18 protein-coding genes are annotated in these 21038 nt (G+C 63.6%); 16 read left to right on the forward strand and 2 right to left on the reverse strand.

The annotated features are described in order from the left end of the window. Positions 1–157 precede the first annotated feature (157 nt). From WJU18_RS10960 to WJU18_RS10970, 3 genes are all read left to right on the forward strand, one after another. Positions 158–1306 carry an IS481 family transposase gene (locus tag WJU18_RS10960; protein WP_423456874.1) on the forward strand — a complete coding sequence of 383 codons (1149 nt, stop codon included), beginning with the start codon at positions 158–160 and terminating at the stop codon, positions 1304–1306. Between the two features lie 245 nt (positions 1307–1551). Next, the gene (locus WJU18_RS10965; RefSeq protein ID WP_423460091.1) at positions 1552–4827 is read left to right on the forward strand and encodes a UvrD-helicase domain-containing protein; all 3276 of its coding nucleotides are present in this window, start codon (positions 1552–1554) and stop codon (positions 4825–4827) included. 26 nt (positions 4828–4853) lie between these two features. Further along, on the forward strand, positions 4854–5102 hold the full coding sequence (locus WJU18_RS10970; protein WP_423460092.1) for a hypothetical protein: 249 nt from the start codon (positions 4854–4856) through the stop codon (positions 5100–5102). Between the two features lie 33 nt (positions 5103–5135). Here WJU18_RS10970 and WJU18_RS10975 read toward each other — a convergent pair whose 3' ends face one another. After that, on the reverse strand, positions 5136–6083 hold the full coding sequence (locus WJU18_RS10975) for a LysR family transcriptional regulator (RefSeq protein WP_423460093.1): 948 nt from the start codon (positions 6081–6083) through the stop codon (positions 5136–5138). Between the two features lie 78 nt (positions 6084–6161). On the opposite strand from WJU18_RS10975, the gene WJU18_RS10980 reads away from it, so the two are divergent. The 6 genes from WJU18_RS10980 (at position 6162) to WJU18_RS11005 (ending at position 12849) form a co-directional block, all read left to right on the forward strand. Further along, entirely contained in the window at positions 6162–7133 is a 972-nt protein-coding gene (locus WJU18_RS10980) for a Bug family tripartite tricarboxylate transporter substrate binding protein (protein WP_423460094.1), read from the forward strand. After that, complete coding sequence (locus WJU18_RS10985) at positions 7133–8365, forward strand: CaiB/BaiF CoA transferase family protein (protein ID WP_423460095.1); 1233 nt, start codon at positions 7133–7135, stop codon at positions 8363–8365. Before WJU18_RS10980 ends, WJU18_RS10985 begins: the two co-directional genes overlap by 1 nt. Positions 8366–8368: 3 nt before the next feature. Then, complete coding sequence (locus tag WJU18_RS10990; RefSeq protein WP_423460096.1) at positions 8369–9946, forward strand: acyl-CoA carboxylase subunit beta; 1578 nt, start codon at positions 8369–8371, stop codon at positions 9944–9946. Between the two features lie 150 nt (positions 9947–10096). Next, positions 10097–11632, forward strand: a complete 1536-nt coding sequence (locus tag WJU18_RS10995; RefSeq protein ID WP_423460097.1) for an acyl-CoA carboxylase subunit beta — start codon at positions 10097–10099, stop codon at positions 11630–11632. Between the two features lie 11 nt (positions 11633–11643). After that, positions 11644–12618, forward strand: coding sequence for a Bug family tripartite tricarboxylate transporter substrate binding protein (locus tag WJU18_RS11000; RefSeq protein ID WP_423460098.1), 975 nt, complete (start codon positions 11644–11646; stop codon positions 12616–12618). Between the two features lie 9 nt (positions 12619–12627). Continuing rightward, the gene (locus tag WJU18_RS11005; RefSeq protein ID WP_423460099.1) at positions 12628–12849 is read left to right on the forward strand and encodes a biotin/lipoyl-binding carrier protein; all 222 of its coding nucleotides are present in this window, start codon (positions 12628–12630) and stop codon (positions 12847–12849) included. 26 nt (positions 12850–12875) lie between these two features. Here WJU18_RS11005 and WJU18_RS11010 read toward each other — a convergent pair whose 3' ends face one another. Further along, positions 12876–13808: a LysR family transcriptional regulator gene (locus WJU18_RS11010; protein WP_423460100.1), complete on the reverse strand. Its 933-nt coding sequence runs from the start codon at positions 13806–13808 to the stop codon at positions 12876–12878. 85 nt (positions 13809–13893) lie between these two features. Here WJU18_RS11010 and WJU18_RS11015 point away from each other — a divergent pair, with 85 nt between their 5' ends. The 7 genes from WJU18_RS11015 to WJU18_RS11045 all read left to right on the forward strand — a co-directional run bounded on the left by WJU18_RS11015 (position 13894) and on the right by WJU18_RS11045 (position 20937). Continuing rightward, positions 13894–14700: an alpha/beta fold hydrolase gene (locus tag WJU18_RS11015; RefSeq protein WP_423460101.1), complete on the forward strand. Its 807-nt coding sequence runs from the start codon at positions 13894–13896 to the stop codon at positions 14698–14700. 16 nt (positions 14701–14716) lie between these two features. Beyond that, complete coding sequence (locus WJU18_RS11020; protein WP_423460102.1) at positions 14717–16411, forward strand: thiamine pyrophosphate-binding protein; 1695 nt, start codon at positions 14717–14719, stop codon at positions 16409–16411. 165 nt (positions 16412–16576) lie between these two features. Then, positions 16577–17848: an aldehyde dehydrogenase family protein gene (locus tag WJU18_RS11025; RefSeq protein ID WP_423460977.1), complete on the forward strand. Its 1272-nt coding sequence runs from the start codon at positions 16577–16579 to the stop codon at positions 17846–17848. A 26-nt stretch (positions 17849–17874) separates the two neighbouring features. Beyond that, positions 17875–18843 (forward strand): Bug family tripartite tricarboxylate transporter substrate binding protein, encoded by a 969-nt coding sequence (locus tag WJU18_RS11030; protein ID WP_423460103.1) that lies wholly within the window; start codon positions 17875–17877, stop codon positions 18841–18843. Between the two features lie 35 nt (positions 18844–18878). Next, complete coding sequence (locus WJU18_RS11035; RefSeq protein WP_423460104.1) at positions 18879–19499, forward strand: hypothetical protein; 621 nt, start codon at positions 18879–18881, stop codon at positions 19497–19499. An 8-nt stretch (positions 19500–19507) separates the two neighbouring features. Beyond that, complete coding sequence (locus tag WJU18_RS11040; RefSeq protein WP_423460105.1) at positions 19508–19927, forward strand: hypothetical protein; 420 nt, start codon at positions 19508–19510, stop codon at positions 19925–19927. Continuing rightward, entirely contained in the window at positions 19924–20937 is a 1014-nt protein-coding gene (locus tag WJU18_RS11045; protein ID WP_423460106.1) for a zinc-binding dehydrogenase, read from the forward strand. The genes WJU18_RS11040 and WJU18_RS11045 overlap by 4 nt, the downstream gene beginning before the upstream one ends. Positions 20938–21038 lie beyond the last annotated feature (101 nt).

A 21038-nucleotide genomic window follows, 5' to 3' on the forward strand; every position in this document is an offset into this window, starting at 1 on the left:
AGAGCACGAAGCAAGGGCATCTTGCAGTGCCCTTGCCCACCCCTCGCTCTGCGCTCCTCGGCACGGCTGTATGGACCGGAGACATGGTGGACACCTGTTCGGGGACATGGTGAACAGATCAAGCTTAGGTATCGAACAGCCTTATAGGAGGTCACCGATGCCTTGGCAGGAAAGCTCAGCCATGTCCCTACGCGAAGAATTTGTAGCGCTCGCCCAGCACGAACAATCCAATATCCGAGCACTGTGCTTGCGCTTTGGCATTAGCCCCACTACAGGCTACAAATGGCTTGAGCGTGCTCGCCAGCTTCAGCCCTTGAGCGATCGAAGCCGCAGGCCTAAGCATTCACCCAATCAATGCCCGCTTGAGTTCGAGCAGCAAGTCTGTCAGTTACGCCAGGAGCACCCCGCCTGGGGCGCACGCAAGCTCACGCACAGATTGATGAACTTAGGAGTCAAAGTGCCTGCAGTGAGCACCGTGCATGCGATCTTGTGTCGCCATGGTTTGATTTTGGGTCAGGCCAGTGAGGCAGCCACGCCCTGGAGGCGCTTTGAGCACCCTGAGCCCAACGATCTGTGGCAGATGGATTTCAAAGGCCACGTAGCCATGCTGCGCGGACGCTGCCACCCACTGACGATTCTTGATGACCACTCCCGGTATGCCGTGTGTCTGCAGGCGTGCGGCGATGAGCAGGAAGCCACCGTGGTGCAGCGTCTTGAGATGGTGATGCGTCGCTATGGTGTGCCCGCTCGAATGACCATGGACAACGGCAGCCCATGGGGTGGCTACGATGGCTGTCACTACACCAGCCTGGATCTGTGGCTGATGCGTCAGGGGATTCGAGTGGGCCACTCACGGCCCTACCATCCTCAAACGCAAGGCAAAGATGAGCGCTTTCACCGCACACTCAAGGCGGAGCTGCTGCAGGGGTTGCCTCTTGCCAACCTGAGCGAAGCCCAGCAAGCCTTTGATCGTTGGCGCCAGATGTACAACCAGCAGCGCCCTCACCAGGCGCTGGGCATGCAAGTGCCGATCGTGCGATACCGGGCCAGTCCCAGGCCGTACTGCGAGCGGCCCGCAGAGCCTGAATACGCCAGCGCCGAGCAGGTGCGCCAGGTGCAAAAGCAAGGCGCCATCTCTTGGAAAAACCGCCTCTGGAAGGTCGGCAAGGCCTTCAAAGGCCAGCAGGTAGCCGTACGAGCTGATCCCACTGAAGATGGATGCTATGACGTGTTCTGGAGCACCCTTCGAATTGCTCGCATTGATCTGCGCGATCAGTCTATACAGGCCGGCAGAGTCATTGTTTAATATCCAAAAAACCGTTCACCATGTCCCCGAACAGGTGTCCACCATGTCCCCGGTCCATACACACGGCCAGAGGGGACCCTTGACTCGGGCCGTCGCTTCGCTCGGCCCGCGCATCAACGGGCTTCGCTGCGCTCCGCGGTCTTTACTCCCTCCTCCCCTGGGGGAGGGCTGGGGTGGGGGCTTTCACCGCGTCACCTCTCAGCCGCCATTTACTTTCCCCTATCCCAACCAGCCGAGGGCCACCCATGACCCCCGCCTACGAACACAACGGCCAACCCTGCACACGCGAGGCGTTCTACGCCATTGCATGCGACCCTCGCCGCAGCGTGGCGGTGGAGGCATGCGCCGGCGCCGGCAAGACCTGGATGTTGGTCTCGCGCATCCTGCGTGCGTTGATCGATGGTGCGGCGCCGCAGGAAATCCTGGCGATCACGTTCACCAAGAAAGCCGCCGGCGAAATGCGCCAGCGGCTGCAGGAATGGCTGGCAGACTTCGGCCACCCAAAGGCCGCGGAAACACCCGAACAATGGACAGAACGCCTGCGGAAGGAACTTATCGCCAGAGGTGTGGAGCCGCACGCGGTGGCGGCGCAGGCCGAGCGACTGCAAGGCCTCTACCGGGCCATCCTTGAACAGGCACGCCCGGTTCAGATCCGCACTTTTCACAGCTGGTTTGCGGCGCTGCTGCGCACCGCGCCGTTGCAGGTGCTGGATGATCTCGGGCTGCCTTCGGCCTACGAGTTGCTCGAAGATGATCAAGATGCAGTCGCCGAAGTCTGGCGCCGCTATCTGCGCGCCGTGGCGGCTGATGAGGCTTTGCGTGCCGATTACACCGCGCTGGTTTCCGAATACGGCCGCCATCAGGGGCATCAAGCGCTGCAGGCTGCGCTGTCCAGGCGCGTCGAATTCACCATGGCCGATGACGCAGGGGTGGTCGATGAAGCCATACCGCCTTTCGGCACACTGGTTCCGGAACTGGCTGGCTTGGCCGAACCTATCGATGCGCTGGGTTCGGAGGGCGCTCGCGTACGCTGGCTGGAGCGCGCGGCCGCTTTGGGGGCAGAAGCCAACAAGACGCCGCAGAAAGCAGCCAACGCCATCATCGATGCCTTTGAGCAAGGGGATCTTTCTGTGCGGCTGACGGGGCTGCGCAAGGCTCTTTTTGTGGCTACCGAAGATCGGCTCAGCCAGCATCTGAAGAAGTTCGCCGCCGCGCAGGAGGCCGAGGCGGAGCTGCAGCGGTTGCTGCTGGCTGCTCGCCAGCACCGCGGCCGCATGCACCAGCAACGCATGGCACGGCTGGCCCGCCGCTTGATCGAAGAATTCGGTCACCTGAAGCGCGATCGCGGATGGATCGATATGGGCGATGTGGAAAGCGCCGCCATGGTCATGTTGAGCGATCCGGTGCTTTCGGGCTGGGTGCAGGAGAAGCTCGATGCGCGCGTTCGCCATCTGCTGATCGATGAATTCCAGGACACCAATCCGCTGCAATGGCAAGCGCTGAATGCCTGGCTGGCAGGCTATGCCGGTACAGGGGGCGGGCAGGGCGCGCCGAGCGTGTTCATCGTGGGTGATCCCAAACAGAGCATCTATCGCTTCCGGCGTGCCGATCCGCAGGTGTTTGTGGCCGCCAAGGAGTTTGTGAAGACTGCATTGGGCGGTGATCTGCTGGCCTGCGATCACACCCGGCGCAATGCGCCTTGCGTGTTGGGAGCCGTCAATACCGTCATGCTGGCCGCGCAGGAGGCGGGCGAGTTTGCCGGCTACCGCGCGCATACGACCGAATCCGATATCCAGGGGCGCATCGCGGCGCTGCCGGCTATTCCCCGGCCGGAGCGAACCGCCGCCGCCGAGGTCGATCCGCTGGCTTGGCGAGACAGTTTGACCACTCCGCGCACGGTGCTCGAAGATACGCTGCGCACGCTCGAATGCCGGCAGGCGGCGGGGTGGATTGCGGAACAGGTGCAGGCTGGTGTCGCATTGCCGCAGATCATGGTGCTCGCGCGCAAGCGTGAGCCGCTGGGCGTTCTGCAGGCTGAGCTGCGGCGCTCCGGTATCGCTTGCGAGCAGCCCGAAGAGCAACTCCTGGGCGATCTGCCTGCCGTGCAGGACGTGCTGGGGCTGGTGGATGCCCTTGTTTCTCCAGGGCACGATCTGTCGCTGGCTCGGGCACTCAAATCACCCCTGTTTGGCTTGGGCGATGAAGATCTCACGCGCATCGCCATCGCTGCCCGCTCGGATGCCCACCGCGGGGCGTGCTGGCTGGATCTGCTGCCGCTGGTGGAGTTGGATGCGGCCGATGGGCGGACCTTGCATGCGACCTTGCTGCAATACCAGCAGTGGCTGGCCACATCTCCTCCGCACGATGCCCTGCAAGCTATCTACAGCCATGGTGATGTGCTGGCGCGCTACGCCGCTGCGGCACCCGCTCCGGAGCGCGAACACCAGATGGCGCAGTTGCAGGCGCTGCTGGCCGCCGCGCTGCAAGTGGGGGGAGGCCGGTACCTGACCGCCTATCAACTGGTGAGAGCACTGCGCCGCCAGCGCATTGCCGCGCCGCGACAGGCCAATCCCGAGGCGGTGCAGTTGCTGACCGTGCACGGCGCCAAGGGGTTGGAAGCCGACACCGTGGTGTTGCTCGATGCGCAAGCCGCGCCGCCGCGCAGCAAGAACATGGGTATCCTGATCGATTGGCCCGGAGAGGCCGCCGCGCCGCGCCAATTCGTTTTCGTGACGAGTGAAAAAGACATGCCTCCCAGCGCCATCGGGCTTGCCGAGCGCGAGCGCTTCGATGCGGCGCGGGAAGAGCTCAACGCGCTTTATGTCGCCATGACCCGCGCCAGGCAGCGGTTGGTGCTCTCCAGTGTTACGCCCTACACCCCGCCAGCTACCAGCTGGTGGCAGCGCATCGAAGCGCTGGCTGAGCCGTTGAGCGCGCCGGCGGCGGAACACGCTCACATGGATGCTTCATCCGAGCCGTTCGAATTGCTGGGTTTGCCGCAGGTGCCGACCGAACCCTCTGGCGCATCCGCTCTGCCCGAATCAGCGTCCAGCGAGGCCTCGCGCCTGGGTGAGGCGATGCATTGGCTGCTGGAGCACGTGGGAGATACGCCGCAAGGGTGGCGAGGCGAGCGCATGGCTCAGATCGAAACGCGCTTCGGCATCGGCGCCGAGCAGGCGGCTCGTGCCGACGCGCTGGCCCGGCGCATTCTGCGTGGTGAAGGCGCTTGGGCTTGGGACGCCGGGCAGGTTCTGGAGCAGTTCAACGAGGTCGAGCTGCTCTACCAGGGCCAGCGCTTGCGCATCGATCGCCTGGTCCGCCGGAGTGCCGGCCCGCATGGCCCCGAGGCCTGGTGGGTGCTGGACTACAAGAGCGCCGCAAGGCCTGAGGGCAATCCGTTGCTGCAGGAGCAGATGGCGCGCTACCGCAAGGCCGTGGAGCAGACCTATCCGGCACTGGCGGTGATAGCTGCCTTTCTCAGCGCGGATGGGCGGATGGTGATGGCCGATACTCTCCTCTAAGGCCATCCTGCCATCAAGAGACACTGATGAAATCAAATCGCAAGCAAAGGCTGTCGGCTCGAAAGGGGGAGCAGTCCATCGAGGACTTCGGCCTTGAGAAAACGGAACGTGGATTGCGCATCGGCTGCGGAGCGCTCGTGGGTGTGCTGCTCGCCATTTCCAGTTCAATTTACTGGCTCCGGAACGGAGGCTGGTGGGGCTTCGTGCTTCTCCTCGTTGTCACGGTAAGTCTTTGCGTTGGACTGGCGCTCAGGTATGGAGACGAATTTTTCTGAAGATGGGAAAGTGGTTGCCTTGGTGATCCATCTTCAGGCCGTGAGCGGCGCCCGCCGCTTTGTACCGCCATGGTGCTGCACGAACCAATCCTGCAGGAAGCCGTGGAATCCTTCCGCTACCGGCGTCATGGCCCGCCTGGCGGGCGAGTAGATTGAGAGCTGGCGCATGAGCTCTGGCTCCACCACGGGAATCATGCGCAGCTTGTGCATTTCGCACATAGGCCTGACATAGCCCGCACATATGGCGCTGCCGAGTCCGCTGGCCACCAGCGCGAGCGCCGTACCGGCATGTTCCACCCGCCACGCCGCTTGCAGGTGCGCCCCTGGAGGCAGGGCCATGTTGAGGCGCTGTGGGGTGTCGTTTCCGGTGAAGATCAACGGCTCTCCGGAAAGCTCACTCCAGCGCACCCGCTTGCGCTGGGCCCAGCGGTGATCCGCATGGCAGGCGAGGTGCAATGGTGAATCGAACGCAGGCGCGGCCTGCAGTTCGGGGCCGGTCGGCAGCCGCAGCATGATGGCCAGATCGACTCGCCCCGCTTCGAGACTGGGGAGAATTTCGTCTACCGGTAAATCAATGGGCTCCAGGCGCACACCCGGCCGGAAGGCGCGATAGGCCCGCAGCGCTGGGGGCATCAGCATCCATGAGACCACCTGGCTCGTGGCGATGCGCACGATGCCGGTTTTCTGGCTGCGCACGTCCTGCGCGCAGCGCTGCGCTTCGGCCAGCTCCGCAAGAACACGCTGGGCGCACGGCAGGTATTGCTCTCCGGCTGCCGAGAGCTTCAGTTGCCTGGTCGTGCGGTCGAACACCCGAAAGCCCAGCCCTTGCTCCAGTTCTGAAATCAGGATGCTCAAGGCGGAAGCGGTCACGTGCATGGCACGCGAAGCCGCCACGAAGCTGCCGAGCTCCGCGACATTGACCAAGGCATGCAGTTGGCGCACGGTGACATTGCTTGTGACATTTTCGGATTCATAAGTCATGACTCAATAATCAATAAAAAACATTAGCTTGTCTAGAGGAAGGAGTGGAAAGACACTTGGTTCAAAAGGAGACAAGCTATGAAGCATTTCATTCGGGCCATTGCGGCCTGCCTGGTATTGACCGGCAGTTTGGCCTGTGCTCAGGAGTGGAAACCGACGACATCCGTTGAATTCGTCGTGCCCTCGGGTCCGGGCGGCGCAGCCGATCAGTACGCCAGAGCCATGGGGGCGGCATTCCAGAAAATGAATCTGCTGGACGGCCACCCATGGGTGGCGGTCAACAAGTCTTCGAGCACCGGCGTCATTGCCTTGCAGGCCCTGCAGCAGAAGGCAGGCAACCCTCACGAGATGACACTGCTTCATACGGGCATCGCGACCGCCAACCTGACGGGCGAGTTGAAACTGACACCTTCGGATTTCACGCCAACCACCATCTTCCTGCGCGAAACCATGGCGCTCACGGTGCGGGCTGATTCCAAGTTCAAGAATGCCAAGGATTTTGCGGAAGAAGCCCGGCGTGATCCGGCCAGCATCCGGATTGGCTACCTGGGCCATCACGTGCTGCTTTCGCTGGTAAAGCCGTTGAAGGCCGCGGGCGTGGACATCAAGAAGCTCACGCTGGTGCCTTACCGCTCTTCCGCCGATGCGCTGACCGCCTTGCTGGGCGGTTTCGTGGACGCGGTGCCGGGCAGCACGCCCAACCTGGTCGGCATGATCACCTCGGGCCGCGTGCGTGCGCTGGCGGTGTCGTCCGAAGAGCGGTTGGGCGGCATCTTCGCGAATATCCCGACGTGGCGCGAGCAAGGCGTCAACTCAAGCTTCAATTCCGTCTACGGCATCTTGCTGCCCAAGGGGGTACCGCAGGAAGCGGTTCAATTCTGGGAATCCGCTTTCGAGAAGCTTTCAACCAATCAGGAATGGGTGGCCTTGCTTGAGCGCAACGGAGCAGTTCCCGTCTTCATGAACCAGCGCCAGACCACGGAATACCTGGCCAAGGAGCGCCACGACCTGGCGCCGCTGGTGAAAGACCTTGGCCTGGGAGCGAACTGATGTCCACCTCTCAGACTGGTGCGGGGCCTTTGGCCGGCGTGCGCGTCATCGAGCTTTGCAATACCTTTGCCGGCCCTGCGTGCGCACGCATGCTGGCGGATTTCGGTGCCGATGTCATCAAGGTTGAACCCCCCGAGGGCGATCCCGTGCGCCAGATGGGCATGTTCGCCGAAGGCGTGTCCTTGCAGGCTGTCTCGATCCAGCGGGGCAAGCGCAGCATTGCGGTCGATCTGAAAACGCCGGCCGGCAAGCAGGTGCTGAAAGAGTTGCTGGCAGGGGCCGATGTCATGATCGAGAACAACCGGCCCGGCGTCATGGAGCGCCTGGGGTTCGGGTGGGATGCCGTGCACGCGCTCAACGAACGGCTGGTGATGGTGCGCATCAGCGGATATGGGCAGACAGGCCCCAATGCCGCGCGCCCAGGATACGGGGCCATTTGTGATGCCTTTGCGGGTGTGCGTGAGCTCACGGGTGATCCCGACCGGCCACCCAGCCGGGTGGCGCTGGCCACAACCGACTACCTGACCGCCGTGTATGCCGCCTTCGGCACGATGATGGCGCTGTTTCACCGGCAATCCAGCGGCCGGGGCCAACTGGTCGATGCCGCGCTTTACGAAACCGCTTTTTCCATGATGGAGGGGTTTGTTCCTGCCTACGAGAAGCTCGGCCACATTCCGAAGCGGCAAGGGCCCAACCTGCCGAACGTCGCGCCCAACAGCCTGTATCCGACCACGGATGGCTATGTGCTGATCGCCGCCAACAACGGCCCTACCTGGGAGCGGTTGCTGGGCGCCATCGACCGCCAGGATCTGGCGGCCGACCCGCGCTTTGCCTCGGTCTATCTGCGCGGACAGAATGCGGCCGCGCTTGATGCGGGCATTGCCGAATGGACGAGCCGTTTCACGGGGGAAGAGGTCGAGGCCGCCATGTTGCGCGCCGGGGTGCCCTCTTCCAGGGTGTTCACCTTGGCCGATGTGTTCCGAGACCCGCACTTCGCGGCGCGCCAAATGCTGGTGGATGTGCCGCATCCGGTGCTGGGGTCGACCCGGCAGCAAGGCGTTGTTCCGAAGCTCTCGGAAACTCCCGGCCATATCCGCTGGAGTGGCCATGAGACCGGCGCCGACAGCGCAGGCATTCTTTCGGAAGTGCTCGGCTATGGCGAGGAGACCATCCAGGAACTATTGGCCAGCGGCGCGGTGCACACGCCGGCCCACCAGACCGAGGAGGCCTGAGCCATGCCGCTTTTTCAATCCCGGGAGTGGGGCGCGGAGCTCCACGAACTCGATGAACGGCGCGAGCGGGCCCATCAGATGGGTGGGCCGGAGAATCTTGCGCGGGCACGCGAGCGCGGCATGTTGAATGCGCGTGAGCGCGTGGACCGGCTGGTGGATGAAGGCTCTTTCACGGAGTTCGGCGCGCTCGCGGGCAAGGGGCGTTACGGCAAGCAGGGGGAGCTGGAGAGCTTCACGCCTTCCACGCACGTGCTGGGCGTCGGCCGCATTGGCGGCCGCAAGACCGTCGTGATTTCCGATGACTTCAGCATCCGTGGCGGTTCCTCGGAAGCGGCGGTTGCGGAGAAATGGATCTACTCGGACCGCTATGCGCATGAATATCGCTTGCCCATGGTGCGTATCGTCCACAGCTCCGGCGGCAGCGTGAACCTTCCCATGCAGATGGGCTACACGAAAATTCCAGGGTATGCCCTGCTGCCTTCGGTGCCGCTGCTCGGGCTGGCGCCCGTGGTCGGCATCGTCATGGGTCCCGCCGCGGGCTTGGGGGCGATCCGTGCCTGCACCGCGCATTTCAGCATCATGGTGCGCGGCCAAGGGCAGGTCTTCGCGGGTGGGCCACCGGTCGTGCGGCAAGCCCTCGGCATCACGGTCGACAAGGAGGATCTGGGCGGTTGGGGCGTGCACAAAGCCAACGGCGTGGTGAACAACGGCGCGGATTCCGAGGAAGAGGCGCTGGCGCAGGCAGGCCGCTTTCTCTCCTATTTGCCCTCCAATGTCTATCAGCAGGCGCCCCGCGTGGCGCCCGCCGATCCGCCTGCATCGTCGCAAGCCTGGCTGAACGATGCCATTCCACGCGACCGGCGCAAGGTGTTCGATCCCAAGCGCATCTTGAAGGCGTTGTTCGATACGGATTCGATCTTCGAGATGTCGCCTCAATTCGGCGGCTCGCTGATCACCTGCCTGGCGCGTCTGAACGGCTACTCGGTGGGCGTGATGATCAACAATCCCCGCGTCATGGGCGGCGCGCTCACGCGGACGGCGGCGCAAAAGCTCGAACGCTTTGTCGATCTCTGCGACACCTTTCACCTGCCCATCGTGAACCTGGTGGATCAGCCAGGCTCGATGACAGGGCCTGAAGCGGAACGCGAGGGCACCATCGGCGCGGTATTGCGCGCCAGCGCTGCGATCGAGCAATCGTCCGTGCCATGGCTGGCTGTGGTCATCCGCCGCTGCTTCGGCCTGGCTGGCGGCATGCTGAGCCCATGGAATGGCGCCAACGGCATGGCGCTGCCTCACCGCTTCGCATGGCCTTCGGCGCGCTGGGGTTCCATTCCGATCGAAGGCGGTGTCGATGCCGCTTACGCAAAGGACATCGCCGCCGCGCCCGATCCGCAGGCGCGCCGGGCCGAACTCGAAGCTCTGGCCCATGCGGTCGGGTCGCCTCTGCGCACCGCAGAGCGCTTCGGCGTGGTCGATGTCATCGAGCCCGCCACCACCCGGGCCTTGTTGGCCCATTGGGTGGAAGACGCCTATGCCGCCTGTGCAGACAAGCTAGGACCCAAACCCCGGACCATGAGGTAGTGGAATGACCCCCGGAGGGAATGCCCCCCTGAGTCGCTTGCGCGCCTTCCCCCAGGGGGACGCACCCAGCGGCCTGGCGAAGCCAGCTCCGCGGGTGCCTGGGCATGGCCTGCTCCGCGGCCTTTTGATTTTGTGTGATGGATCACTGAGATGACGCAGAAACACACGCCCGCGGCGGCGTTGGAAGAGTTTGAAAAGCGCCAGGCCATGGCTCAGGGGATGGGCGCTGCCGAGAAGCTGCGCCGCCGCCAGGAGGCTGGCCGGATGGACGCCCGTGCGCGCCTTGACCGCTTGTTCGACGCTGGCAGTTTCAGCGAAGTCGGCTTATTCGCCTATTCGGGGGAAGATCCCGCGCAAACGCCAGCAGACGGCAAGATCGCGGGCTATGGCCGAATCGGTGGACGTGAAGCGGCTGCCGTCTCGAACGATTTCACGGTGATGGGTGCGTCAAGCACCATCGTCAACGGCCGCAAGATCGGACACATGAAGCGCGTGGCGGCGCAGCGCGGGCTTCCGCTGGTGTTCCTGGGAGAATCCTCCGGCGCCCGCATTCCCGACACCATGGGAGCCACCGGCATGGGCGCGAGTGGAAGCGACCCTGCCCAGTACATGCGCTTGCGCGAAACACCATGGGCAGCGGCCATTCTGGGCCCATGCTTTGGATCTTCCAGCTGGTATACGTGCCTGTCGGATTTCAAGGTCATGCGACGCGGCGCCTTGCTGTCGGTCTCCAGCGCGCAGCTCGTCAGGCAGGCCACCGGTGCCAGCGTCGAGGCGGAAGAACTGGGCGGCTGGCGCCTTCACTCAGAGAGTACAGGCCTGGTGGATCTGGTGGTCGACACCGACGAAGAGGCCATCGATGCCATTCGGCGGTTTCTCTCGTATCTGCCTTCGCACGCCGGGGAGGCCGCTCCGCGGCAAGCCGTGCCGGCCGGGTCGGGCGAAGACATGGACCGGATCCTGGATCTGCTGCCCGCCAACCGGACTCAGGTCTACGACATGAAGAAGGTGCTGCGCGCAGTGGTCGACAAGGACAGCTTTTTCGAGCTCAAGCCCGGCTTCGGCAAGACAGGGATCACCGCGCTGGCTCGCATCGGCGGCCACTCCGTGGGGTTGATCGCGAGCAACCCCTTGCAGCGCGGAGGGGCGCTGCAGATCGAGGCTTGCCAGAAGATCGCCTCCTTCATCGTGCTGTGCGATTCGTTCAACATTCCGCTGGTGAACTTCGCCGATGTGCCGGGGTTCGCCATTGGCTTGGACGCGGAGCTGAAGGCAGCGCCGGCACGCATCATGAACTACATGTCGGCGCTGCAGATGGCCACCGTGCCCAAGCTCACCGTCATCGTGCGAAAGCTGTACGGCCAAGCCTATCTGAACATGGGGGGCGGCCGCAATTCCGACGAAGTGGCCGCATGGCCCACTGGAGAGATCGGTTTCATGGCGCCCGCCGCCGCCGTGACCGTGGTCCACGGCATCGGCCCTGGCGACGCCGGGTTCGAGGAAAAGATCGAGGCATTCGAGCGCGAAACCAGCCCATGGGCCATGGCGGGTCAGTTCTCCGTGCAGGAGGTGCTGCGGCCCGGCGACACGCGCGATTACCTGATCCGGATGCTGGAAGTGCACCAGCTTCGCGCGACGGGCGGCGTCGGTCAACGCCTGCTCCGAGCATGGCCTTGTTATCTCTGAAGGAGCGTCCGATGAACACCAACGCAGTGACCCGCCGTGCCGCCACGGCTCTTCTGGCGAGCAGTCTTCTTCCCGCGGCGAGGGCGGCCGATGCGGCATACCCAAGCCGGCCGGTCACGATGATCGTGCCCTTTGCCGCGGGCAACGTCACCGATGCGATCGCGCGCCTGCTGGCCGACCGCCTCACCGCGTCGCTGGGCCAGGCGGTCGTTGTCGAGAACAAGCCCGGCGCCAGCGGCGGCATTGGCATGTCGGCCATCAGCCGGGCCCAGCCTGACGGCTACACCGTCGGTCTTGGCGCCATCGGCCCGCTGGCGCTGAACCCCGCGCTGTATTCCAAGCTGCCCTACGACCCGGTCAACGGGTTTTCCGTTATCTCGGTGGTCTACCGCGGGCCCATGCTGATCCTGGTGCATGCGGCTTCGCCTTGGAAGACGATGAAGGATCTGGTCGAGGCGTCGCAGCAGGGAGGCCTGGATTACGCCACGCCGGGCGCAGGTTCTTCCCAGCATCTGACCGCCGAACTGTTCAAGCGCGCCTCGGGCGCGAAGCTCAATCATGTGCCCAACCGGGGTAGCGGCCAGGCGGCCACCTTGCTGCTCGGCAAGCACGTGCCCGTGCTGTTCGAAGTCACTACCGTGGGCGTGCCTTACGTGAAGCAGGGACAGATGCGCGCGCTGGCCATCAGCTCCTCCGAGCGCTTGCCGGCGCTGCCGGATGTGCCAACTCTGCGCGAGGCAGGGTACCCGGTATCCACCGAGGGTTGGCTGTGCCTGATCGCACCTGCCGGCATGCCGGAGGCTTTCCGCCTGCGACTGGCCGACGAAACCCGCAAGATCATGGAGCAGCCCGAGGTGAAGGCCCAGGTGGCGAACCTGGGCGGCTTTGCAACCTCGCTTTCCTCCGCGCAGTCCGCAAGCTATGTGCAAGCGGAAATCAAGCGCTGGGGTGAGCTGATCCACTCTCTCAACATCAAGCTTGATTAAGGAAAACTCATGGCCCGAATGGAAGTGCGCGCGGAAGTGACCGGAACGGTCTGGAAAATCATGGTCCCGGCTGGGGCGCGGGTAGAGGCCGATGAGCCGATCCTCATCGCTGAATCCATGAAAATGGAAATCCCTGTGGCGAGCGAGCGTGCAGGTACCGTGCTGGAGCTTATGGTGGGCGAGGGCGATCCCGTGGAGGACGGCCAAGTCGTCGCCATTGTGGAGGCCTAAAGAAACACAGGCAAGCGTTGCAGGCGCTAGCCTGCCGGCCTCGGGTGGCCCCCGCCGCTTTGCGCAGCCACCGCCTCGCAGGCATCGAGCACGAGTTGTGCGGCCTTCGGCGGGCTGTGTCCCTTGCGATGCAATACCACGATCGCACGCTCGAGCGTCATGCCTTCAAGGGCCACCTCCACAGCTTCGGCCCGCCTTGTATCGAGCAGAATGATCTGGCGTGGCACAAAGGTCAGGAACGGGCCTCGCTGCAAGAGCGACATGATCACGGAAGCCGAGTTGGTTTCCACCATCGCCCGCGGTGGCGCGCAACGCGCCGCCGTGAAAAGATCCACCAGCCGTTGCCAGGGCGCGCCTTCCCGGGCGGGCGTGATCCATGGATATCCCAGCAGTTCGGCAGGCTGCACCTTGCGCTTGCGCGCCAGTGGATGGGCTTTGCCGCAGCACACGACGAAGCGGTCCCGGAAGAGTTCGCGCCAAGCCAGATCCGGATCCACCCCTCTCGGGGGAAGGTTGGTCAGCGCGAAATCCAGCTCACCCCGCATCACGCCTTGCGATACGCCTTCGTAGAGCGCCTCCATCACTGTGATGTTGATCGAAGGATGCCTCTCGGCAACGCGCGCCATCACATCGGGCATGAAATGGGGCGACAGTGCGGGAGCGATCCCGATCTTGGCTTCTCCCACCTCACCCTGTTTGAGTTTGTGGAGCTCGACGATGGAGCTGCGCACGTCTGCCTGTATGGCCTGGCTGCGCCGGGCCAGCGTGTCCGCATAAGGCGTGGGTGAAATGCCCTTTGTCGTGCGGTGGAAAAGGGGCACGTCCAGCTCGGCTTCGAGCTTGCGGATGCTCTTGCTCAGCGCTGGCTGCGACAACCCCAGTTGCGCGGCGGCTTTGCCAAGGCTTCCCATTTCATAGGCAGCGAGAAAGTGCTCGAGAAGTCCGAGATTGATGGCCATAACTCATGGTTTTGACGACATGAGGACTAGTCTACTACCGGGTATGGGTTGAAAGACGGATACTGCGTCGGCCATGGAGACAACAATGAACGAATTCAAGCGAACGGCGCAGAGCCCCCGCATCGCTTACGCTGAAAAAGGGCAGGGCGAAACCGTGATCTTCCTGCACGGCATTGGAGGCAACCGCCGCAACTGGGACGGTGAGTTGCGGCACTTCGGCCGTACTTGCCGTGCAGTGGCCATGGACTTTCGCGGTTACGGTGACAGCGATGCCATCGAGGATGGTTTCGAGTTCACGGATTTCGTGTCCGACGTGACGCGGGTACTGGATGCCATGGGCGTCCGGAAAGCCCATGTGGTAGGGCTTTCGATGGGAGGGCTTGTCGCGCAAGCACTCTACAGCCGCGTGCCGGAGCGCGTCATGAGCCTGTCGCTGGTGGCATGCCGGGCTGCCGATGAGCCGATGCTGCCGCCTGTCCGCCGGGAAGCGTTCATCCGGGAACGTCTGGAGCCGCTGCGCATGGGCGGCTCCGAGGCTTTGGCCGTTTCGCTGGCGCCCAAGTTGCTGGGCAGCACAGCAAGCCCCGAAGCGCGCGATCAGGTGATGGACAGTCTGCGTAAAGTGCGGCCGGAGGCTTACTTCAAGATCATGGAGGCTCGGATGCGGGTGGCGCCCATGCTGGATCCGGGCACAGTCCGGGTTCCCACGTTGGTGGTCGGCTCCGACGAGGATCAGGTCGCACCGCTGGAGCAGATGCGCGCACTGGCTGCGGCCATCCAGGGGGCACGCCTGAAGGAGATCCGCGGCGCGGGGCATTTGATCAACCTGGAGAAGCCGCAGGAATTCCAGCTCGCGCTGGAAAACTTCCTGACTGGCCTGAAGGGGCGATGAGATGGTTGCAGTGCGCATGAGCATGGGGCAGCGGATCGTCGAACTTCTGAAGCAGGAAGGTGTCCGCGCAGTGTTTTCGCAAGGCGACATCACCACGCGCGACGTGTTGATGCATGCCGAGCGGGCTGGCCTGCTCACCGTGGGGCCCCGGCATGAAGCCTGCGCGGTGTTCGCTGCCATGGGCTTCTATGCGGTGACCGGGCGTCCTCAGGCGGCTTTTGGCGCCATGGGGCCGGGCGTGGCCAATCTCTTGCCTGCGGCCGTTGCGGCTTCGCGGGAGCACATTCCCGTTCTCATCTTTGGCGCCCGGCGCCATCAGGGGGCTGCACACGCGATTCGGCGCGGCCAGTGGCTTTCGGCCCCGATGGAGCCTCTGTTCGCGCAGATCTGCAAATTCGCTGTCGTCGTTCGGCATCCGGCGGAGATCGACGATGCGATGCAAGAGGGCTTTCGCCGCGCGGTCTCCGGAACGCCAGGGCCTGTCTATATCGAGTACGACAGCATGATGCACATCCAGGCGTGGGACTACCCCGCTCTGGTGCCTCCTTCGCGCTACCGGGCAGGGCCGCAGGGGGCCCCTGACGCCGCCATCAGGGCGGCAGCTCAGATGATCGGCCAGGCTGCCTCACCTCTGTTGCTGGCAGGCGAGGCTGTGCAGCACCATCGCTGCCAGTCTTTGCTCGTCCGCCTGGCTGAGAAGCTAGGCGGTCCGGTGTTGACTACCTTTGCAGGCAGCGGTGTCATTGCCGCCAGTCATCCGCAGGCGCTGCTGTTTCAGAGCGAAGCAGGACAACAGGCTATTGCGCGATCCGATCTCGTCCTGGCTGTAGGGACCTGTTTCCCGGAGAACGCCAATTACGGCCGCCTGCAAGCATTTGCGGCCCACGACGAGCAGCGCAGATTTATCGCGCTGGATACCGATCTGGCTGCTGTGGGAAGCAATCGCCCTGTAGATCTGGCGGTGCCAGGCGATCTGGAGCTGACTCTGCGGCAATTGATCGAGGCGTTGCCTGAGCGGGGCTTGGACTCCCGGTTGCCTGAGTGGAAAAGTCTGCAGGCGCGAGAGCACGAGGCGGCCGTGGCGGCCATCCCTGACCGCGGCGCGCTGCACCCTTCGCGCATGATGCTGGAGGCCAGGCAGGCGATTCCAGATGACACCACCATCGTGCTGGATGGCGGCCTCACGATCTTCTATCAGCACGCGTTTTTCGAGAAGCGCGGCGCTGATTTCATCTATGGCGCACACTATTCGCACCTGGGCTGCGGCTTGCCGCAGGCAGTCGGCGTGCAACTGGCCCAAGGGCGGGAGCGCCCGGTATGTCTGATCACGGGAGATGGCGCGCTCGGCTTTCATTTCATGGAGCTCGAGACAGCCGTGCGCCATCATCTGCCCCTGGTGGTGCTGGTCAACGATGACCGTGCGCTGGGCGCGGAGGTGGCTGCCCATATGAACCACATCGGCCATACCATCGAGGCCAGGTTTTCCGAAGTGCGTTATGACCAGATGATGATCGCCATGGGCGGCCACGGTGAGTTGGTCGAGCATGCGCGGGATGTCCAGCCTGCCATCCGGCGCGCCTTCGCGAGCGGAAAGACGGCGCTGGTACAAGTGCGCACCGATCCGCAAGCCAGCCACCTTGAGCCACACCCTTTCGCGGCAGCCCGGGCGAGCTGGATCAACGCCGATGTCGAGGACCGCTATGGACGCTGAACTACACGATGAACCGCTGGAGCAAGCCTTGCAGCGGCAGCGCGCGGCCTTCCTGCGTGACGGGCCGCCTGATGCGAAGACCAGAATCGAACGCCTAGATCGGCTGTCCGCCATGGTCCTGGCGCATGCCGAGGAGATCGTCAGCTCGCTTTCGCGTGATTTCGGATCGCGCTCCCCCATTCCACGCGAACAGGCGATGTCGTGGGCGCGGTCGCGGCCATCCGGTACAACCGCGACCATCTTTCCAAGTGGATGGAGCCCGTACCAGTCGCGCTGCCGGCGGCGCTCGAGCAGGCTGGAGCGCGCGCGGAAGTCCGCTATCAGCCATTGGGTGTCATCGGCGCGATCGTCCCGTGGAATGGCCCTGTGCTCATGGGTATTCTGGCGGCGGCGGGAGCATTCGCAGCAGGCAACAGGCTCATGCTGAAGGTGCCTGAAGGCACGCCCATCACTTCGGCGCTGATCGCACGCATGTTTGGAGCTTTCTTCAGCCCCGAGGAAACCGTGGTGGTGCAGGGCGATGTCGCGGTGGGTGCGGCGTTCAGCCGATTGCGTTTCGACCATCTGCTCTTTACCGGATCGGCCGCCACCGCGCGCCATGTGGCCAAGGCAGCCGCGGAGAACCTTGTGCCCGTGACGCTGGAGTTGGGCGGACGCAATCCGGTCATCATGGGCCGAACGGCGGATATTCCCTCCATGGCGGCGCGTTTGGCGACAGGCAAGATGGCTTCGGCTGGCCAGGTGTGCGTATCGCCGGACTACATACTGGCACCCCGTGAGATGCTGCGGGATCTGCTGCGTGAGCTTGAGGTACAGGCCGCTCGCCTGTACCCGGCACTTCTGGACAACGAAGATTACACCGCGATTGCCGCGCCGGGGCATTTCGCGCGCCTTCGCCATCTGGTTGAAGATGCGCGGCAGAAGGGGGCCGAAGTCACGGTCGTCAACCCGGCCTCGGAGCCGCTATGGGACAGCACCGCGCGCAAGTTTCCCTTGTGCCTGCTGACGGGCGTCACCAGCGACATGCTGGTCATGCAGGAGGAAACCTTCGGCCCGATCCTGAGCCTGATTCCATACGACCACCTGAACGAGGCGCTGGTCCACGTGGCGGGGCAACCGGGCCCTCTGTCTGCCTACTACTTTGGAAACGACGAGCAGGAGCAAGGCCATGTCGTCGAACGCGTGAGCGCGGGCAACATGGTGATCAACGATGTTCGTTGCCAGCTTTTCCATGAGCAGCTTCCCTTTGGCGGTGTTGGTATGAGCGGCAGTGGCCGCTACCGCGGCCATGAGGGTTTCCGAACGTTCAGCAACGCCAAGACTGTGCTGCACCAGATGGCGGATGACGCGCCGCTGGCCCTGCAGCGTCCCCCGTTTTCCGTGGCCGCCCGAGATGCGGTCAGAGCCCACATCGAGGCGCTTGGCGCAACCAACTGACATCACCTAACCGAAGGAGGCAAACCATGAAAACAGCCCGAGGGATCCTGGCCGTATGCGCCGCTGCGCTGGCTTTGGCCGCTGGCGCTCAGACCGCGCAAGACTATCCCGCCCAGCCCGTGAAGATCGTTGTTCCCTTTCCACCCGGCGGAGGCACGGACACCGTCAGCCGCATTCTTCTCGATCCCCTTGGACGAAAGCTCGGCCGGCAGTTTGTCATGGACTACAAGCCAGGAGGCAACACGGTAATCGGTACCAATGCGGCTGCCCATGCTGCGCCGGATGGATATACCTTGCTGACCACGCTGGACATGACCGCCACGATCCTGCCGGCGGTGTACAGCAAGCTGCCGTTCGATCCACAGAAACAATTGACGCCTGTGGCCGTGCTCGCCACTGTTCCGGCGCTGCTGATGGTCAATCCAAAGATACCCGCGCGCAACTTGAAGGAACTTATCGCGTACGACAAGGCCAATCCCGGCAAGCTGAACTACGGCTCTGCCGTGCTGCATGGGCAACTGTTCGGTGAAGCTCTCAAACTGGCCACAGGTCTGCAGTACACCTATGTGCCCTACAAGGGTAGTGCCGAGGCGGTGCAGGCCCTTGCGGGTGGCCACATCGACATGTTGTTTCTCGACATCGCCACGGGCCTCGGCTTCATCAAGGATGGCCGTGTCAGGCCGATCGTCATTACCGTTCCGAAGCGTCATCCCAGTGTGCCCGATGTGCAGACCGTGGCGGAAGCAGGTTACCCCGGGCTTGAGATGAGCGTCTGGTACGGCCTTTTTGCGCCAACGGGAACGCCGCCGGCCATTGTCGAGAAACTCCATGCCGGCCTGGAGGAAGTGGCCAAGGATCCGGCCATACAGAAACGCCTGGCCGATCTGGGCCATGAAACCAGTACCCTGACGCCTCCGCAGATCAAAGAGCTGATCCGCAAGGACAGCGCCAATTGGGCCAAGGCCGCGGCGGCCGGGAACATCAAGCTCGACTGAGAATAGGCATACGCACTGAAGGAGAGAAGGCGATCATGCTGATTGAACGAATCGAGGGGAAGTGGATTGATGCGTTCGTGGACGTATTCAGTCTTTGCCAGGTGGCTCGTGGCGATGCGGTAGCCATCCTTTCGGAGACTCAATCGCGGTCCGTGCTCGTGCAGCTTTCCGAGTTGGCCTTGCATCGTCTGGGGGCGCGCGCGTTCCATGTCGTATTGCCCACGCCGCCCCAGCGCCACCCGATACCGCTGCGCTCCACCGGCACTTCGTTGGCGATCGATGGCTTGCAGCCCGTGGTGGCTGCGCTGGCCGCCAGTACCATGGTGGTGGATTGCACCGTGGAGGGCATGCTGCATGCCCCGGAGCTCAAGACGATTCTGCAAGGTGGCGCGCGCCTGATGATGATCAGCAACGAGCACCCTGAACTGCTGGAGCGCACCAAACCAACGCCTCAACTGCGCGAACGCGTGCTCAAAGGACTGGCGGTGCTGGAAGCGGCCCGGCAGATGCGGGTCACCTCCGATGCAGGAACCGATCTTATGGTGGATCTGCAGGGGCTCCAGCGCGCGCTGCGCCAGGGTTCGTCGATCAACCGGGTAAGGTCGGCTACTGGCCGGCTGGCCTGGTACTGTGCTTCCCCGCGCGCGGCAAGGTGAGGGGCAGGGTGGTGCTGGCTCCTGGCGATGTCAATCTCACCTTCAAGCGTTATGTGGAAACCCCGGTGGCGTTGACCATCGAGGACGACGTGGTCACGAAAATCGAAGGCAGCGGTGTCGATACGGAGTTGCTGCGCAGCTACTATTCTGCATGGAATGATCCCGAGGCCTATGCGGTTTCGCATGTGGGCTGGGGCATGAATCCGGGAGCCCGATGGGATGCGCTCGCCATGTATGACCGCTCCCAGATCAATGGCACCGAGCAGCGTGCCTTCGAGGGAAATTTCCTGTTTTCCACAGGCGCTAACGAGACCGCTGGGCGTTTCACGGATTGCCACTTCGATTTCCCCATGCGCAACTGCTCGATCGAGCTTGATGGCCAACTCATCATCGACCACGGGCGGCTTGTCGATCCGCGCCTCGCATGAGCAGGATGGAAATCGCGCTCAAGCGCCAGCCCGGACAGCACCTTCGTCCCGATGATTTCGAGCTTCGCAGCTCGGCGCTTGACCATGCTCTGGATAAAGGACAAGTACGCCTGCGTGTGCACTGGCTTTCCATCGACCCCTATCAAAGGGGTCTGCTGGATCAGGTTCCCATGTTCGGCCGGCGTGTCATGGTGGGTGACATGATGGCGGGGCGCGGCATCGGAGAAGTCATCGAGAGCCGCTCAGAGCGCTTCGTCCCCGGTGATTGGGTCATTGGCGAAACCGGCTGGGCAACAGAAGCCATCGTGCCGGATAGCGCGCTCGTGCCGGCTGCCGGCGCTAGCGAGTTTCTTTCTCATCATCTGGGGGTGTTGGGGGTGCCAGGCCTCACGGCGTTCCTCGGTCTCTACGCCTTGGGTGATGTGGGAGAGGGCGACGTGCTTCTGGTGTCTTCCGCCGCTGGTGCCGTGGGCAGCACGGTGGTGCAACTGGCCAAGGCCCGTGGTGTCAAAGTGATCGGCCTCACCTCCGGCGCGGCCAAGGCGTCGTTTCTGCGTGAGCAACTCAAAGTGGATGGCGTGATCGACCGGCTACAGGGGCCGCCTCTGCCTCAGGCCCTGCGTGAAGCTGCACCGGACGGATTCAGCTGCTTTTTCGATAACGTGGGCGAGCAGATGTTGGTGGATGGCCTCGGTGCGCTGCGTCCGCGCGGCCGGGCGCTGCTCTGCGGCTACATCGCGGGTTACGAGGCGGGCGCGCCGGTAGTTCCCGCAGAAACACTGCGCCTCATCATGCGGCAGCGCCTGGAGGTTCGCGGCTTCCTCGTGCACGACCACGCGAGCCGTTTCGGCGAAGCGAGGAGCGCCTTGGAGGACCTCTTGCGCTCGGGGCAATTGCAGGCAGTGCAGACCGTTGTTCAAGGCTTGGAACGAGCGCCGGCAGCATTGTGCGACCTCCTGGCAGGCCGTGCCTCAGGCAAGGTGGTGGTGCGAGTTTTGGGAAGCGGCTAGTGGCGTGGACGGTTGGATCGCCAACACGCTCTTAGATCGTGAACACGTTCTTAGGGCTGATGCGAAAATCAGTGCTTACCTCGCGATCGGTGCACCTTGTT

The organism is Ottowia sp. VDI28 (assembly GCF_049532675.1).
Taxonomy (GTDB): domain Bacteria; phylum Pseudomonadota; class Gammaproteobacteria; order Burkholderiales; family Burkholderiaceae_C; genus Ottowia.

Coding starts and splice junctions, on each gene's coding strand:
- WJU18_RS10960 (WP_423456874.1), top strand. CDS start 158: ATGCCTTGGCAGGAAAGCTCAGCCATGTCCCTACGCGAAGAATTTGTA.
- WJU18_RS10965 (WP_423460091.1), top strand. CDS start 1,552: ATGACCCCCGCCTACGAACACAACGGCCAACCCTGCACACGCGAGGCG.
- WJU18_RS10970 (WP_423460092.1), top strand. CDS start 4,854: ATGAAATCAAATCGCAAGCAAAGGCTGTCGGCTCGAAAGGGGGAGCAG.
- WJU18_RS10975 (WP_423460093.1), bottom strand. CDS start 6,083: ATGACTTATGAATCCGAAAATGTCACAAGCAATGTCACCGTGCGCCAA.
- WJU18_RS10980 (WP_423460094.1), top strand. CDS start 6,162: ATGAAGCATTTCATTCGGGCCATTGCGGCCTGCCTGGTATTGACCGGC.
- WJU18_RS10985 (WP_423460095.1), top strand. CDS start 7,133: ATGTCCACCTCTCAGACTGGTGCGGGGCCTTTGGCCGGCGTGCGCGTC.
- WJU18_RS10990 (WP_423460096.1), top strand. CDS start 8,369: ATGCCGCTTTTTCAATCCCGGGAGTGGGGCGCGGAGCTCCACGAACTC.
- WJU18_RS10995 (WP_423460097.1), top strand. CDS start 10,097: ATGACGCAGAAACACACGCCCGCGGCGGCGTTGGAAGAGTTTGAAAAG.
- WJU18_RS11000 (WP_423460098.1), top strand. CDS start 11,644: ATGAACACCAACGCAGTGACCCGCCGTGCCGCCACGGCTCTTCTGGCG.
- WJU18_RS11005 (WP_423460099.1), top strand. CDS start 12,628: ATGGCCCGAATGGAAGTGCGCGCGGAAGTGACCGGAACGGTCTGGAAA.
- WJU18_RS11010 (WP_423460100.1), bottom strand. CDS start 13,808: ATGGCCATCAATCTCGGACTTCTCGAGCACTTTCTCGCTGCCTATGAA.
- WJU18_RS11015 (WP_423460101.1), top strand. CDS start 13,894: ATGAACGAATTCAAGCGAACGGCGCAGAGCCCCCGCATCGCTTACGCT.
- WJU18_RS11020 (WP_423460102.1), top strand. CDS start 14,717: ATGAGCATGGGGCAGCGGATCGTCGAACTTCTGAAGCAGGAAGGTGTC.
- WJU18_RS11030 (WP_423460103.1), top strand. CDS start 17,875: ATGAAAACAGCCCGAGGGATCCTGGCCGTATGCGCCGCTGCGCTGGCT.
- WJU18_RS11035 (WP_423460104.1), top strand. CDS start 18,879: ATGCTGATTGAACGAATCGAGGGGAAGTGGATTGATGCGTTCGTGGAC.
- WJU18_RS11045 (WP_423460106.1), top strand. CDS start 19,924: ATGAGCAGGATGGAAATCGCGCTCAAGCGCCAGCCCGGACAGCACCTT.